This is a genomic window from Paraglaciecola sp. G1-13, from assembly GCF_055809255.1.
The window spans coordinates 5,118,110-5,132,659 of sequence record NZ_CM147903.1; the positions used below are offsets into that span (position 1 = coordinate 5,118,110).

General features: G+C 46.8%; 13 protein-coding genes. 4 read left to right on the forward strand and 9 right to left on the reverse strand.

Going from position 1 to position 14,550, the window contains the following annotated elements; all coding sequences use genetic code 11:
- Positions 1-52: 52 nt before the first annotated feature.
- From AC0L6N_RS21815 to AC0L6N_RS21830, 4 genes are all read left to right on the forward strand, one after another.
- Positions 53-2,500, forward strand: a complete 2,448-nt coding sequence (locus AC0L6N_RS21815) for a TonB-dependent receptor (protein ID WP_473477672.1) — start codon at positions 53-55, stop codon at positions 2,498-2,500.
- A gap of 152 nt (positions 2,501-2,652) precedes the next feature.
- The gene (locus tag AC0L6N_RS21820; RefSeq protein WP_011573264.1) at positions 2,653-4,233 is read left to right on the forward strand and encodes a sodium:solute symporter family protein; all 1,581 of its coding nucleotides are present in this window, start codon (positions 2,653-2,655) and stop codon (positions 4,231-4,233) included.
- A 9-nt stretch (positions 4,234-4,242) separates the two neighbouring features.
- Positions 4,243-5,481, forward strand: a complete 1,239-nt coding sequence (locus tag AC0L6N_RS21825) for a glycerate kinase type-2 family protein (protein WP_473477674.1) — start codon at positions 4,243-4,245, stop codon at positions 5,479-5,481.
- A 157-nt stretch (positions 5,482-5,638) separates the two neighbouring features.
- Positions 5,639-6,796 (forward strand): ROK family transcriptional regulator, encoded by a 1,158-nt coding sequence (locus tag AC0L6N_RS21830; RefSeq protein ID WP_041713163.1) that lies wholly within the window; start codon positions 5,639-5,641, stop codon positions 6,794-6,796.
- An 88-nt stretch (positions 6,797-6,884) separates the two neighbouring features.
- Here the strand turns inward: AC0L6N_RS21830 and AC0L6N_RS21835 are convergent, their stop codons facing one another.
- The 9 genes from AC0L6N_RS21835 to cyaY all read right to left on the reverse strand — a co-directional run bounded on the left by AC0L6N_RS21835 (position 6,885) and on the right by cyaY (position 14,496).
- Positions 6,885-7,904 (reverse strand): MBL fold metallo-hydrolase, encoded by a 1,020-nt coding sequence (locus AC0L6N_RS21835; protein ID WP_473477676.1) that lies wholly within the window; start codon positions 7,902-7,904, stop codon positions 6,885-6,887.
- Between the two features lies 1 nt (position 7,905).
- Positions 7,906-9,087 (reverse strand): heme biosynthesis HemY N-terminal domain-containing protein, encoded by a 1,182-nt coding sequence (locus AC0L6N_RS21840; protein WP_011573268.1) that lies wholly within the window; start codon positions 9,085-9,087, stop codon positions 7,906-7,908.
- The gene (locus AC0L6N_RS21845; RefSeq protein WP_473477679.1) at positions 9,084-10,460 is read right to left on the reverse strand and encodes a uroporphyrinogen-III C-methyltransferase; all 1,377 of its coding nucleotides are present in this window, start codon (positions 10,458-10,460) and stop codon (positions 9,084-9,086) included. Before AC0L6N_RS21845 ends, AC0L6N_RS21840 begins: the two co-directional genes overlap by 4 nt.
- Positions 10,461-11,183, reverse strand: a complete 723-nt coding sequence (locus AC0L6N_RS21850) for a uroporphyrinogen-III synthase (RefSeq protein ID WP_473477681.1) — start codon at positions 11,181-11,183, stop codon at positions 10,461-10,463.
- A 3-nt stretch (positions 11,184-11,186) separates the two neighbouring features.
- Entirely contained in the window at positions 11,187-12,116 is a 930-nt protein-coding gene (gene hemC, locus AC0L6N_RS21855; RefSeq protein ID WP_473477683.1) for a hydroxymethylbilane synthase, read from the reverse strand.
- A gap of 186 nt (positions 12,117-12,302) precedes the next feature.
- Entirely contained in the window at positions 12,303-12,782 is a 480-nt protein-coding gene (locus tag AC0L6N_RS21860; protein ID WP_473481415.1) for a GNAT family N-acetyltransferase, read from the reverse strand.
- A gap of 27 nt (positions 12,783-12,809) precedes the next feature.
- Positions 12,810-13,289: a YHS domain-containing (seleno)protein gene (locus AC0L6N_RS21865; RefSeq protein WP_473477686.1), complete on the reverse strand. Its 480-nt coding sequence runs from the start codon at positions 13,287-13,289 to the stop codon at positions 12,810-12,812.
- A gap of 162 nt (positions 13,290-13,451) precedes the next feature.
- On the reverse strand, positions 13,452-14,123 hold the full coding sequence (locus AC0L6N_RS21870; RefSeq protein WP_011573274.1) for an alpha/beta hydrolase: 672 nt from the start codon (positions 14,121-14,123) through the stop codon (positions 13,452-13,454).
- A gap of 46 nt (positions 14,124-14,169) precedes the next feature.
- The gene (cyaY, locus tag AC0L6N_RS21875) at positions 14,170-14,496 is read right to left on the reverse strand and encodes an iron donor protein CyaY (protein WP_473477688.1); all 327 of its coding nucleotides are present in this window, start codon (positions 14,494-14,496) and stop codon (positions 14,170-14,172) included.
- Positions 14,497-14,550: the final 54 nt, after the last annotated feature.

Here is a 14,550-nt window from a genome sequence, read left to right on the forward strand (position 1 = left end):
GACGAATACACACCATTGACATTGACCATCTTAAAAAGAGTTGGAGAACACCATGAAAATGACACCTATTGCCTGTGCAGTTTCGATACTTTTTGCCACCCCATTAATGGCCCAAGAAGCAAATACGGAAACCCCTGACAATGATGAGTATGAAAATATTATTGTTACCGGTTCTAGTGTTGCACGTACTGAAGCAGACACCCCAGCCAAAACGACCTTGATTGGTAAAGACCAAATCGCCAACACAGGTTTTTCGAGTCAAGCTGACATACTCATGAGTGTTCCCGGTATTAAAGTAGAGGGGGGCGGGGGTGAAGTCGCAACCAACGCATTCGTTCGTGGTTTACCCTCTGGTGGTCAATTTCAGTTTACTCCCCTTAATTACGACGGCATGCCCGCTTTTCAATCTGGCATGACATCGTCAGCACAAGATGTTTACTACCGTCCTGACATCGGCATAGAAAGAGTCGAGTACGTCGGTGGTGGTGTGTCTAACTTGTTTGGCCCAGGGTCAGTGGCCGGCATTATCAACTATATTTCGCGTACGGGCAGTGACGACCCAGAAACCACAGTGCAGGTCGAAATCGCCGAAGAAGGCCGTGTTAGAACAGACTTCTATAATAGCGGTGCGTTATCCAGTGATGAAAACTTGTATTACGCGATCTCTGGTTTCTATCGTTACGATGAAGGCCCTTTAGAAACAGGCTTAGAAACCAAGGGTTACCAACTTAGAGGTAACATTCGTAAAGAATTCGACGATGGCCATATTACCTTCCACGGTCAAATGATTGATGACCAAGTGCAGTTTTTCCTTCCTTTACCGCTTGAAGGTGACAGCCGCGAGCGTTTAACCGGTAATGATGGCGAAACCGTCTATGTGGCTCAAACCGTTGCCGCAGCCGATTTACGTTACGACACAGCCGATGGCACTTACGAGTCACCTATTCGAAATGGTGTACTTACAGAAGGCGGTTCATTTGGGGTTGATTTTGAAAAAGAGTTAACCGACAACTGGCGCTTAGCGGGTAAAGCGAAAGTCGCCAGCTATGACCACCAGTTCAATTTATTCTTGGATGGCGACGGCATTGCCAACACGCCAGAAACGCAAGAAGGTTACGCGAATAACCTAGGTCGCACCGCAAACGGTGACGTTTTAAGCTCACTAGGCAGCGCTAACTATACATGGTCTGAAACAGGCAATGCATTGCCAGAAGATTACTTGTTATTCGGTAACCGCTTATTAGATCGCCAGCGCGACGGCGATTTCTTCAGTACTGAATTCAACTTAACAGGTGACATAGAGGCAGGCGGTTTTGACCATACCGTGAATATCGGTACCTTCTTCATCAACTCATCGCAGATGGATTACAACATTATCTCCAGCTATTTAGCCGATTTTAGCAATGGCGACAGCGCGCGCTTGGTTGACTTGTCTTTTACCAATGAAGCGGGTGATACAGTGCAATATTCGAAAAACGGTATTGTCGGGCCAGGCACAAGTTACACCAATAAAGATTTAACCAGTAAGCGTATGGCGTTTTACGTAACGGACCAGATGGAAAATGACCAATGGGCACTCGACGTCGGTATGCGTGTTGAACGTGCTGAAGGGACAACTAAATCTGAAGGCAGTGAAGTGGTTGTGGTAAATGACGACCCATCATTAGCACCGAACTTACAAGTTAACACCACAGGTAACGGGCGTTTTACTTACGGTGAAGTGGCTACAACCGAAGCGGCATTCTCGGCGGCTGTGTTGTACAAAATGGATGATCAAGACCTGAACCTATACGCGAATGCGTCAACCGGTTATTTCTTCCCGCAGATCAGAAGTATCACGTTTAACGAAAACGGTGAACCACAAAGCTACGAGGGCGAAGATATTACCCTGGGCGCGATTGGTTTTAAGTATTTCCCAGAAGATTTATACATAGATGCGTCATTGTTCATAGCGAACTTGGATAATCGCCGTTCAGTGGACTTCGAAAATGATGGCTCAGGCGGCTTGCTAGAAGTGGTGAAGCAGCAATCAACGGAAACCACAGGCGCTGAAGTGATTACTCGCTGGAATATGACAGACGAAGTGATCCTTGAGGGTAACGTGACCTACCAAGACGCTGAATTTAGCGAAGGCGGTAACGTAGGTAAGCAACCAAGAAGACAGCCTGAGTTCTCGGGTAATCTTGCGGTTTCTTATAACAATGGCTTTGTTGATGCGCGCTTAGGCTTGAGTTACTTCGGTGATGCTTATGCGAACGACGATAACTCAGTCGAACTGGAAAGCCACACTATTGCGACCTTAAGTGCCGGTTATTCTTGGGAGCTAAATAACGATCAGCAAATTCGTGTCGGCGTCAGTGTATGGAACTTGTTCGACACTGACGGCATTACCGAAGGCTCACCTCGTCAAGGTAACAGCCAAGTGTCGGGTGGCGAGTTCTTCGTGGGTCGCCCAGTCTTGCCACGCAGAGTGAGCTTAACAGCACGATATGATTTCTAAAGTAAGTTTGTGTGTACTGGCGCTTCCTTGCGCCATTTAGGTTGAATAGCTTGCTCACTGAAAGGTATCTCAGTGAGCAACTATTCACCGTTCTTTCAATTTAGTAGCACCAGCGGTATGGTTTACGTTCGTGCAGATATGTGAATAAAATTATGAATACTCTAGATTTTTTGGTTGTTGCATTGTATTTGGTGGCTTTGTTAGTCATGGGATTTATGTTGCGAGAACAGACAAATAAAAGTGACTATTTTCTGGGTGGGAAAAGTCTAGGTTGGAAACCCTTGGCGTTGTCGGTCATGGCCACTCAGTTATCAGCAATTAGTTTTATCTCTGCCCCCGCCTTTGTGGGATTGCGTGAAGGTGGCGGCATGCAGTGGCTGTCGTACGAATTAGGTGTGCCTCTGGCCATGATCCTTATTCTGGCGACTATTCTGCCCAAGCTTTACCGCGCTGGCATTGTCAGTATTTACGATTATTTAGAAATGCGCTTTGGTCGCTCCACTCGTGTGTTGATCAGTATTGTGTTTCAGTTTAGCCGGGCATTTGCGACCGGTATTATGATTTACGCCGTATCGCTTATTTTGCAAGGCACCATGGGTATCGAAGCATGGCAAGCCATTTTATTAACCGGTGTCATTACCGTGCTTTATTCGCTGCAAGGCGGTATGAAAGCGGTGGTCTACGGCGATGCCATTCAAATGGTTATCATCATCTTAGGCACTGTGGCCTGTATCGGGTACGGCTTGTATTACCTAGGTGGCGTGGATTCATTTGTTGCCAATGTTGATGCAGACCGCCTGCAAGCGGTTAAGTTTGATTCGTTCGGCTTTAGCGGCGATGGCTTTGGCTTCTGGCCAATGATATTCGGTGGTGTGGTACTTTACGCGTCATATTACGGCTGTGACCAAACCCAAGCCCAGCGTGCGTTGTCAGCAAAAGATCCTGACAACCTGCGCTATATGATTTTAGCCAATGGCGTTATTCGTTTTCCTATCACAATTTTGTATTGTTTCTCGGGTTTGATTGTGGGTACTTTAGCCATGACTGAGCCTAGCTTTATGGCCAAGATCCCGACGGATAATCCAGACTGGATGATGCCGATGTTCATTTTAAATTACTTACCTCATGGACTTATCGGCTTATTGGTTGTCGCAATATTGGCTGCCGCTATGTCATCGCTCAGCTCGGCAATTAACTCGCTGTCTGCGGTGACCATTGAAGATTACTGCCGCATAACTAATAAAGAATTAAGCCAAGGCGGCTACCTGAAATTGGCTAAATACATGGGCTTAGTGTGGGGCGCGATTACTTTGGTGCTATCTCTTTATGCTGGCAACATCGCGCCAACGATTATTGAGGCGATTAACAAGGTCGGCTCTTTGTTCTACGGGCCTATTCTTGCCGTGTTCTTGTTAGCAGTATTAACCAAAAGCACGTCGGGTTTACACGTCAACATTGGGCTTATTAGCGGGGTGCTATTTAACTTGCTTATCTCGATGATAGCGCCTGAAATTTTCTGGTTCTGGTGGAACTTTATCGGCTTCGTCGTCACGATTGTGATGGCAATGATGATGAGCAAAGTCAAACCTTTTACTTACCAGCCAAGCGAAGAAGAAGCCGCAGCTGCGCCCGTGTCTCTGTCAATTTTGACCACCAAAGACATCGTCCTGTTACTGGGTATGTTCGCCGCTATGATCGCCTTTTGTTTATATATCCCCACCGCGTTTGTTTAAGGTTAAAGAATGAAATATCACGCTTTTCTACTCGAGTTATTCAACACCGCTGTTGCGGCCTGTAAGCCCAGTGCTTGCATGGCCGAGCAGTTAAGCAAGCTTGATACAAGCAACGGCATTTGTGTTGTGGGGGCGGGTAAAGCTGCAGCTGAAATGGCCGCCGAAACCTACCGAGTGTTAGGTGACAAGTGCTACGGCGCGGTTGTGACCCGCTACGGATATGAAAGCGCAGGTGACACCGGTAAAATTGAAGTGCTCACGGCAAATCATCCCACGCCAGATAATAACAGCTTGGTGGCAGGTAAAGCGTTACTCGACTTAGTGCGCGAGACACCCGCAACAACCCCGATTTTGTTTCTGATTTCTGGTGGCGGCTCGTCATTGATGTGTTTACCTGTGGATGACGTACCGTTCGCAGATAAGCAGCAACTAAATCAGTTTTTGCTGCGCAGCGGTGCCAGCATTGATGAAATAAACACAGTGCGTAAACAGCTGTCCTTGGTCAAAGGGGGCAGGCTCGCCCAAGCGGCGAAATCAAAACACGTGACCTTGATGATATCGGACGTGGTGGGTGACAACCCGGCGGATATCGCTTCTGGGCCAACCATTTCAGACCCTTCAACCAAGGCACAAGCGGCCGCTATCTTGCAAAAATACCATTGGACACCGGTAGGCAGTATTGCCAACTACTTGGCTAAACCTGAAGTGGCACCAAAACATAGCGCGCCGAGTGAGTATCATATTGTGGCCAACGCTCAGCATGCAATTGATGCCGCCATTGCGGTAGCACAGCAACAAGGTTGGCAAACCAAAGTGCTCGGGTACGAAATTCAAGGGGAAGCTCGTGACGTGGCTAAAGCTCATGCTCAGCAAGCATTAGCATGCAGAGCGAATGGCGAGCGAGTGATGTTATTTTCAGGCGGTGAGCTAACGGTTACCGTAGGCAAAGAGTATGGCGACGGTGGGCCTAATCAAGAGTATTTGATGGCATTAGCACTAGAGCTTGACGGCATTGAGGGGATATCTGCTATGGCCTGTGACACTGACGGTGTGGATGGCAGTAAGGATGTTGCAGGTGCGTACATTGATAGCTCTACTCTAAATCGTGCAGCTGCTGCGGGCGTCAGTGCTGCTGAGTTATTAGCCTCGCATAACAGCCATAAATTTTTCGGGGCCATCGACGATTTGGTTATTACCGGTCCAACGAACACCAACGTTAATGACTTTAGAGCGATTATTATCGAATAGCCTGAGTGTAAATCAGTTAGATGCTGACACTAAGCGCCCTAACTAGGGTGCTTTACTTATCTTAGGCATTGAAATATAACGCTTTAAAAATAACACTGCTTGTTCTTATTTGAGCTTTCAAATAGGCTATAGCAATTTTAAGGTAGATGTATTACTTATGTTCTCAATCGACAACAGTCAATATTTGCGTTCTGGTTTTAAACTCGGAAAAGGCAGTAAGCTTTTCCAAGATATTGAGCGCGATATTATCAAAATTGTCTTTTGGGAACAGCGTGTCACCCAAAGCCAATTGGTGTCTGCCACCAAAATTCCTCAGCAAACCGTATCCCGCTTATTAAAAGGCCTGACCCAATCAAAGGTGCTGCGTCAAACCGAAGAGATGATCCCTAATCCTAAAGGTAAACCGGGTTTTGGCATCGAGCTAAACCCTGACTATGCCTGCACCTTTGGTGTATCGATATTATTAGATGCTGTCGGCGTGGCGGTGATGGATTTTGCAGGCAATGTCATGGCCACAGAGTTCCGCGAAATGGACGACATGAGCATTGCACATGTGCTTGAGGCGACGGAACAACTTATCGCTGAACTAAGTGCGCGCTGTAAACTCGATGAGTCGCGCGTACTAGGGATTGGGGTTGGAATTTCAGGTTTCTTTAGCTCAATGGATGGCAAGATGAACACCCACCATATGCTTGAAGAATGGTCACAAGTGGATATTGTGCAGATTATCTCAAGTCACTTTACATTGCCTACTTGGGTGGTGAATGACGGCACAGGCGCGGCGGCAGGTGAGGGTGTAGCGGGCGTGGGTCGCCAATATAAGAACTTTGTTTATTTATTTGTTTCATCAGCTTTTGGTGGCGGCGTTGTGACCAACACGGAGGTGCTGCGAGGTACCTATGGTAATGCCGGTGAGTTGGGCGATATGTTGCCATCAAAAATTTACGCTCATCCCAATTTAGAATTACTGAAGCGGATCTTGAAGAAAAATGGTGTGAAATTCAGCTCCATTTATAACTTGCATGAAGAGTTTGATCCGAACTGGCCAGGTGTAGAAGAATGGATTTTCAAGGTGCAAGATTCGTTTGATTTAGTCGCCACCTGTTGCTCTGCTTTATTGGATGCAGAAGCGATTATCATCGGCGGGCATATCCCTAAAGAGTTGGCTGAAATGGTCATTCCGCGTATCGACGTGTATGCACAATTTCGCCGAGGTGCGAAGCGCCCAATGCCTAAAATTGTGGTATCGGGCATAGAGAAGCACCCTGTCTCAATTGGTGCAGCAACCATTCCCTTGCGCGAGCTCTGCTTGTAGCCTGAGGTCATATACAAATATAAAAAAAGCGTATTGAATTGTATTCAATACGCTTTTTTGTGGGGCCATCATCACTTACTCATTTAGGCTAAAACTGCAGCTTCTGACCTTGCTGTGGAATAATGATGTTAAGGCCTAAGTTGTTTGCTTCATCCAGTTGTTGTTTGATGTTAGCTCTAGGGTCGACGTTTTTTGCCAAAGTATATTTGATATGGCTGATCACCACATTCAGACCCTTAAGGGGTTTTTCACCACCTATTTTAGCGGCGAAGCTCTCGAGCTCACTCATCAGCAACTCGGGCGTTAAATGGCCAAACAATAAGTTATGGGGGCGGTCGTTTTCAAACGAGGTTTCGATAATCATGCCCCGCAGTTTTTTGTGCTTTATCTGTTTAGCGAGATATGTCCAGATGGCGTCTAACTTGCCTTGTTTTTCCACTATGTCTGGGCCAGTGTCACCGAAGTAAACGAATATATCGTCCCCGTGCTCAATCACAAACGCGCTGGACTCTACTGGGTGGCTCAAGCTAAAAGCAGTGACATTTAGCGCAGTGTTGGCGATTGCTGCTTTTTTGCCTGGTAGCAAGTCCACTACTTGGTATTTGTTTAGCATAGGAGGAATACCTCGGTCGCTAAAATTAGCCCATGCTTTGCCGTTAAAGTAGGTTTCACCGATCATGGTGTTCACTGATGGAATCGCGTAAATGCTTTTTTTGCTGTCCTCTGGAGATGCCACTAGCATGCCATTGATGTGATCGAGATGAGCATGGCTTATTAAGTAACCTTTAACATGATGACGCAAAATGCTACCCGCTTTACCCCATTTATCATCATCCACTATGGCCAATTCGTCGAACGCGCCTTGCTCAACGCTTTGATTTATCCCATTGACCAAGGTGCCTGCATCTAATGCCACATAGTTAGGCTCGGTGACAGAGCGCAGCAAAAAGGCGCTCAAGTTTCCGTCTTGTATACCGCCACTGTCGCCTAGCACCACCAGTTCAAACGCTGGAGAGGTGCGATCTGTTTCGGCTTGCAGGCCTGTACTGCTTACAAAAAAAAGCGAAATGGTCAGTAGCCATTTCGCTTTTGCAATAATATGTCGCATCTTATTCCGCTTTAGTCAGTTCATTGGGTTGGGCCAAGCTTTGTTTGTAAAGAGCCAGGGCTTGCTGATTGTCTTGTTGCGATTCTTTTATCTTTGCTAACAGCAATATATCTTGCTGACGATTGCCCAGCTTAATGGCTTTGCTTAAGGCTTTTTCGGCCAAACTAAAATCCTTGGCGTTATAGGCAACTGCACCTAAGGTCGAGAGTAGCTCGACATTCATGTCGTCTGCTTTTAACCATTGTTCTAGCTGTTTCAGCGACGTGGTTGGCTGAGACAATTTTAACTCTTTATAAAGAGGTAACAACATAGGGTGGGGTTTGTTTTTATGATACTCGCCCAGTGCTGCTTCGGCATCGATATGCATACCTTGGTCAATGAGCTGCTTAACGTACGCTGCTTGTAAAGCAGGGTCGCGTCTTGTCGACTTAGGCAGTGAATGCCAATTTTCTTTCAGCTGGTTTGCCCCCTCTTTACTGGCGATTTCGGCAAAGTTACCTTTTGATGCTAACTGCATATAGTGTTCGTAATGTTCACCTAGGGCTTTTTTCCAAGAGGGTAAGCGGTCTTTTAATTCTTGCCATTTACCCGCTTGAACCAATGCTTGTGCTCGCAGAGTCAGGACGGAACGTTGGCGTTTTTGTTTGTCGTCGAGCTCATCCAAAATGTCGAGGGCTTTGACCGGGTGCTGATTTTGCAAGTGATCGCGTACCAGACATAACCGGGCAGCAAAGGCTGATTTAGGGTAAGACGTGGCTAAGCGCCAGTATTCTTGCGCACCTGCTGGGTTTTGCAGTTGTAGCTCTGCTTCGGCGGCGGCAAGCAAGTTTAAGCCATCGAAATCTTCTTGCTCGATACTGGCAAGTTGCTTGCGAGCTTCAAGGAAGTTTTGCTCGGCCAATGCGATAAGTCCATTGGTGAATGCGCGTTTCTTTTTACGTGAACCCCAGTTGCCTAGCCAGTTTTTTGAGCCTGAGATGATCATGATTAACTTTTTGATTAACCATGAAAAGAGTAACAAACCTACGATAACCAGGATCGTCATTATCGCCATGGAAAACACGTTCATTTCAACAACGTAGCCAGCGAAATCAATAAACACATAGCCCTTGTCGTCGAATATTAAAGAGCCAACCAACACGGCAATAAGCAAGGCCACGAAGACCATTAAAATTCTTATCATGGTTGGCTAGCTCCGTTAACGAAGACATTGTCGATACGTTGCTGAATGATGTCTTGCAGCGCCGGGGCTGCGTTAAACTGACTTGGATAGACGCGCTCAATATCGGTTTCAGCCAATTCTTCAATACGTTGGTCAAATTGCACTACTGCGCTCTCGTCAACAGCGAAGCTTTCGTCTAGCACCCGTTGCGCGTTTTGCAATGATTGTTGATAAAGCTCAATATTCTCTTTCAACACGGCGCTTTGGGCTTGTAGCAAAGAAAGCTTTAGTTGCTCAGTCGCCAGCCATTGTTGCTGTGCCGACATGTAAGGCTGAACTTCGATTTCCTTCTTTTTATAGCTAAAGAAGTCTTTGGTGAATGCTGCCCATGCGCGAGATAAGTTGGCTTTCCAATCATCGACTGAATCGGACACGTCCTCACCGCCTTGGGGCGCGATATCAGGGCGTTCGAAGGTATTAAGTGGTAACTGGTCAACTTGGGACAGCAGCGCACTGATTTGCAATGCGATAGACGATAACGACACAGGATTGACTTGGGCCAAAGTTTGAATGTCATTCGCCAAGCGTTCTCGTACGGGCAGTAAGCTTGGGTCGTCTAAGTCTTGTAGGCGACTGTCAGCTGACTGCAGCATGGCTATCGCGGTCTTTAGGTCATGCTCTAACCACAACTTACGACCAGCCATGCGGACTAAAAAGTCTGCTTCAGCAAGTAACCAATCAGCAGGGCGACGACCGGCGATACTGCTTAGCATTTGCTTATTGGCCTGAGATTGATTGTTCGCAGCCTCCGCCTCTTTAAGAGCGCTTTGTAGCTCTTGGTTGACACTACGTAGCTGTGATTCAAGACGACTATTTTGCTCTTTCACTTCATCAGTAATAGACAGATTTTGCTGCGCTTGGCGCGTTAGAATGTCTTGTTGCTCACTTTGGGTCGACTGTTGAGTCTGCTTTTGCTGCTCCCACTGTGTCCAGCCCCAATAAGCACCGGCCACAATCAATAATAAAATCAGCAGATTGACGATAGTAACAAACCACAAAACACCGGTTTTAGCCGGCTTCTGATTTTTTTGATTTTTGGTGGGGGAAGTGGCACTAGGTGTACCCGAACTATCGCTTGCACTGGTCGTCTTTTTCACGTTGTTGTCGCTTTTCAAAGGAGCTGTAGGATTCTTTTTCGTGCCATGAGCAGCCGACTCCGCTTTTGGCGCAGCAGGGGTTATTACCGCTGTGGACGCTGTGCTCGTTGCTGGACTCGAGGGCGCATTTGAAGGTGCGCTACTGGACTTATCTTTCGGTTGTTCTGGCTTATTTTGAGGCGTGTCGCTCTTTGGCTTGCCGCCTGATGAATTATTTGTATCTGATTGGTTTGCCATTTAATGCTCCAAAAATTCCTTGGCACGGCGAATAAGTGCCTGGTCGCTAGCGTCATCGCTGACAAATATTGTCTTTATACCTTGTTTTACGGCAATTTGTTCAGTTCGTGGGCTTACCACAATCCAAGGTAAAGATTGTAGCCACTTAGCATCGAAATGCTCAAACGCCGTATCTATTATTTCACCACTGGTAGCAATGATGCATCTAATCTGCTCTGCTTGCCACTCTTGTGTGGCTTTAGGCGTGGCAATTTTTATCCTTTGATAAATATCTGCTAGCAAAACAGTAGCGCCGCGCCGGGTAAGTTGTTGGGCTAAATCTTCACGGCCGCCTTGGCCTTTTATAATAACAACTTTATGCCCTGCTATTTCTTTCAGGGGCGTCAATGCTAACAAGCCTTCGGTGGTAGGCACGAGAGGCACAGTCACGTCGTAACCTTGTGCCCGTAGACCTTGGGCAGTACTGCTACCAACGGCAAAAATTGTCGCGGAATTTGGTAGCTCAATGCGCTGCTGCGCCAATAGCTGACTGACTACCGTACTGGTTACAATAATACCGTCACCAGAGGATAGGGCGCTAAGTGCGCTCGGCAATGAGCTCAGAGCTTCATGACTGGCTTGTGTGCTAATCAGGCCGACGCCAACCGCAGGTAAACCCGCAGTAATAAAGCGCGCTGCGCTTGGGGCGCATTTTTGCTCTGGGCGGAATATCAGCACAGTCATAGTTTAATCTTTATATAACGCCTGAAGAATGTCACCCGCGCCTTTTTTAAGCAGTTGCTCAGCCACATCAACGCCGATGCTAAGTGCATCATTCACATTGCCACGTTTCTCAGCCTGTAAAAGTACGCTGCCATCGGGTGAGCCGACTAATCCACGTAGATACAGTTCGTCACCGTTTAAGACGGCATAACTGCCGATAGGCACTTGGCACCCACCATTTAATTTGGCGTTCATGGCACGTTCGGCTCTGACCCGTGATTCCGTGTCGCTGTGATTTAGCGGCTTGAGTAATTCGATTAGCTCAGTGTCATCGTTACGACATTCAATGCCTACAGCACCTTGGCCAACAGCGGGCAGGGACACAGTAGGTTCGATATAGGTTTTGATGCGATCTTGCATTTCAAGGCGGATCAAACCAGCAGCGGCCAGAATAATGGCATCGTATTGGCCGTCATCTAATTTGGCTAAACGCGTGTTAACGTTACCGCGCAGGTCACGAATGGTTAAATCTGGGCGGGCGCTGCGAATCTGGCACTGACGGCGCAAACTGGATGTACCGACTATTGCGCCTTGAGGCAATTCTTCGATGCTGGCATAGGTGTTTGATACAAATGCGTCATAGGGGTTTTCCCGTTCGCATATGCAATGCAAGCCAAAGCCTGCTGGGAAATCAACGGGTACGTCTTTCATTGAATGCACCGCTATATCTGCGCGGCCTTCGCTCATGGCGACTTCGAGCTCTTTAATAAACAGGCCTTTGCCGCCAATTTTGGCTAATGGCGTATCCAAAATCCGGTCGCCCTGTGTCGACATAGGCACCAATTCCACCTTAAGTTGGGGATGAGCTTCAAGTAATTTGGCTTGAACATATTCTGCTTGCCACATGGCTAAAGCACTTTTGCGCGTAGCAATTCGAATAACGCGATCTGACATGAAAAATTCACTGTTAACGGACGAGTTTATACCGCGATATTATCAGAATTTACGCTCACTTTGAGTAGGCAAAGCCCTAGTTTTGCTGAAAAAAGCGCAATAGCGCACGCCAAACTATCCATAAGACGTAAAAATAGATGTTGAATGCCATGAAGTACTCACAGATCAAATCAGCCTAAGAGCTAGTTACAACTGTATCTGGTAAACCGGTAGTTCACGGCCTGCGATACTACCTGAAGGCTGCGTGCCTACTCGTCTAGCGCCATTTTTTGCATAGAAGGCGGCTGCATTTGGATCGCTGTAGATCACGAGCGAAGTGAAATGCTGTGATTTTGCCACACTTATTGCATGTTGCAGTAACGCTTGCCCTAAACCGCAACCAATTTGAGTTGGGCAAACAAACAACGCCAATAATTCTGCTTCTTCACGGGAAATACGCTGAAGTGCATAGAAGCCTAAGGGTGATGAGTTTTGATTGATAAAAGAGGAAAACGCCCCAACAAAGTGAAAATCGTCGTGGGCGATTTGTTGGGCAGAATAAGTCAGTTCGTGCGCGCACTGCTGCATAAATGTTGATGAATATCCCCAATAAGCCTTCGACCTCATGGCCAGCGCAGAAATATCTACGCTGTGTTCTTCACCCAAAGGGATCAGGTTAATTTGCATCACGAACGTATCTTTTCGCTATCAAGATTACTTGCTTGCGGGGTATTGCATAAGGTACTGGGCATCGGCTTGCTCAATATATTGGGCTTTATTCGCCAGCCATTTTCGTTGCACGCTGGCACTGTAGTTTAGGTAAAGCTTACCATTATCAATAACGAAAGCGTCTTCATCTATCCCAACAAAATCACCCGTGGCCATCGCATAGGCGCAGTAACCACCGTATTGCGGGGCGTATTTTTCAGGTTCATTTTTAAATAAATCTAAATGTGCTTGCGAGCTAAAAAACCAGTCGGCTCCGCGCCACTGTGTGGTAAATGCATCGTCGCCTTTCACTGCTTTATTCGAAGTGAAGTAAGCGATGGTATCGTAACCGTAAATTGCTTTGTTATTAAAAAAGCCTGTTTCGACGGGGTCTTGTGCAAAGGCAAAATGACTAACACTAAGCATGATGAAGAGGACGGTAATCTTCGCTGTGCGGTGGGCAATGACAAAGGGATTGATGGTCATGATAATTCCTGTGGTAGCTGTTGCTACATATTAGATAAAGGGCTTATCCAATAAAACCGAGGGCACAGGAATTTTATTTCATCACATTTCTATCCCAAAGCAGTTCTGCTTTGGGATAGCGCAATAAGAGCGCAACAAGAGCGCAACAAGGAACCAATTGAACTAGCTAAAACGTGCTTGTAACCAAGCAGAGATATGATTAATTTCTTCCAAACACACGCTGTGTTGCATAGGGTAATCTTGCCAAGTGACAGGATAACCGTTTTCTTCTAACACTTTGTACGCAGCGTTGCCCATAAACACAGGCACCACATTATCTTGCTGACCATGAGCCATTAAAATAGGCGTGCTTTTATTGGCATCGCTCGCTTCACTGGCAAGGGTTTCGGGTTCACACATGTAGGTTGATAACGCCATGATGCCAGCGAGCTTCTTATTGATGCGCGTGCCCAAGTGCAGCGCAATCACGCCGCCTTGTGAAAAGCCTGCCAATACAATGCGCTCAGCTGGTGTGCCATTGGCAATTTCAGCATCGATTAGTGCTTCCACTTGCTTAGCGGACTCTTCAACGCCTACGCGATCTGCTCTGTGGTTAAAATCTAAGCTAGCGATGTCGTACCAAGCACGCATTTCCATGTTGTTATTTACCGTAATAGGACGCACAGGGGCATGAGGGAATACAAAGCGAATAGGCAAAGCGTCGGGTATTTTTAGTTCGGGCACGATTGGCGCAAAGCCATTACCAGAATCCCCTAGGCCGTGTAACCAAATCACCACTGCACTGTGGGGTTGGCTTGGGTTCACTTCTACATACTCTAAATTGTTATCACTCATAGGGTTACCACTCTTTGGTTCGTTCTAATACGTTTTTAATTAATGCTTATTCGGTCGGTCGCGGAAAAGACACTGGCACTTCGGCTTGCTTGCTAGCTGCATCATTCATGAATTGCCAAAACTCAACGCCGGTGCGCTCGTCAATCCATAAACCATCTTGGTAGTTAAAATGATGGCCGTTAAATTTGGTGGCTACCCACAGCTGGTGCAACGGTGGCTGTTTGTTGATGATGATCTTAGTGCCATTAACAAAAATCAGGGTAAGGATACTGCTAGCGGATTCGTAATCGATATCGGCTTCTACATCATCGAGCATCTCTTCTAAGTTAATTAGTAGGTCGTCGATGAGTTGGTGATATTGGCTGTCGTTCATTATTGCGTCACCTTTTGTGAACAGTTTTGATGCATTAGCACCATTACAAAGGGA

What these genes read in the sequence shown, in the direction of transcription:
- AC0L6N_RS21815 (WP_473477672.1), top strand. Translation starts at nt 53, where the DNA reads ATGAAAATGACACCTATTGCCTGTGCAGTTTCGATACTTTTTGCCACC.
- AC0L6N_RS21820 (WP_011573264.1), top strand. Translation starts at nt 2,653, where the DNA reads ATGAATACTCTAGATTTTTTGGTTGTTGCATTGTATTTGGTGGCTTTG.
- AC0L6N_RS21825 (WP_473477674.1), top strand. Translation starts at nt 4,243, where the DNA reads ATGAAATATCACGCTTTTCTACTCGAGTTATTCAACACCGCTGTTGCG.
- AC0L6N_RS21830 (WP_041713163.1), top strand. Translation starts at nt 5,639, where the DNA reads ATGTTCTCAATCGACAACAGTCAATATTTGCGTTCTGGTTTTAAACTC.
- AC0L6N_RS21835 (WP_473477676.1), bottom strand. Translation starts at nt 7,904, where the DNA reads ATGCGACATATTATTGCAAAAGCGAAATGGCTACTGACCATTTCGCTT.
- AC0L6N_RS21840 (WP_011573268.1), bottom strand. Translation starts at nt 9,087, where the DNA reads ATGATAAGAATTTTAATGGTCTTCGTGGCCTTGCTTATTGCCGTGTTG.
- AC0L6N_RS21845 (WP_473477679.1), bottom strand. Translation starts at nt 10,460, where the DNA reads ATGGCAAACCAATCAGATACAAATAATTCATCAGGCGGCAAGCCAAAG.
- AC0L6N_RS21850 (WP_473477681.1), bottom strand. Translation starts at nt 11,183, where the DNA reads ATGACTGTGCTGATATTCCGCCCAGAGCAAAAATGCGCCCCAAGCGCA.
- hemC (WP_473477683.1), bottom strand. Translation starts at nt 12,116, where the DNA reads ATGTCAGATCGCGTTATTCGAATTGCTACGCGCAAAAGTGCTTTAGCC.
- AC0L6N_RS21860 (WP_473481415.1), bottom strand. Translation starts at nt 12,782, where the DNA reads ATGCAAATTAACCTGATCCCTTTGGGTGAAGAACACAGCGTAGATATT.
- AC0L6N_RS21865 (WP_473477686.1), bottom strand. Translation starts at nt 13,289, where the DNA reads ATGACCATCAATCCCTTTGTCATTGCCCACCGCACAGCGAAGATTACC.
- AC0L6N_RS21870 (WP_011573274.1), bottom strand. Translation starts at nt 14,123, where the DNA reads ATGAGTGATAACAATTTAGAGTATGTAGAAGTGAACCCAAGCCAACCC.
- cyaY (WP_473477688.1), bottom strand. Translation starts at nt 14,496, where the DNA reads ATGAACGACAGCCAATATCACCAACTCATCGACGACCTACTAATTAAC.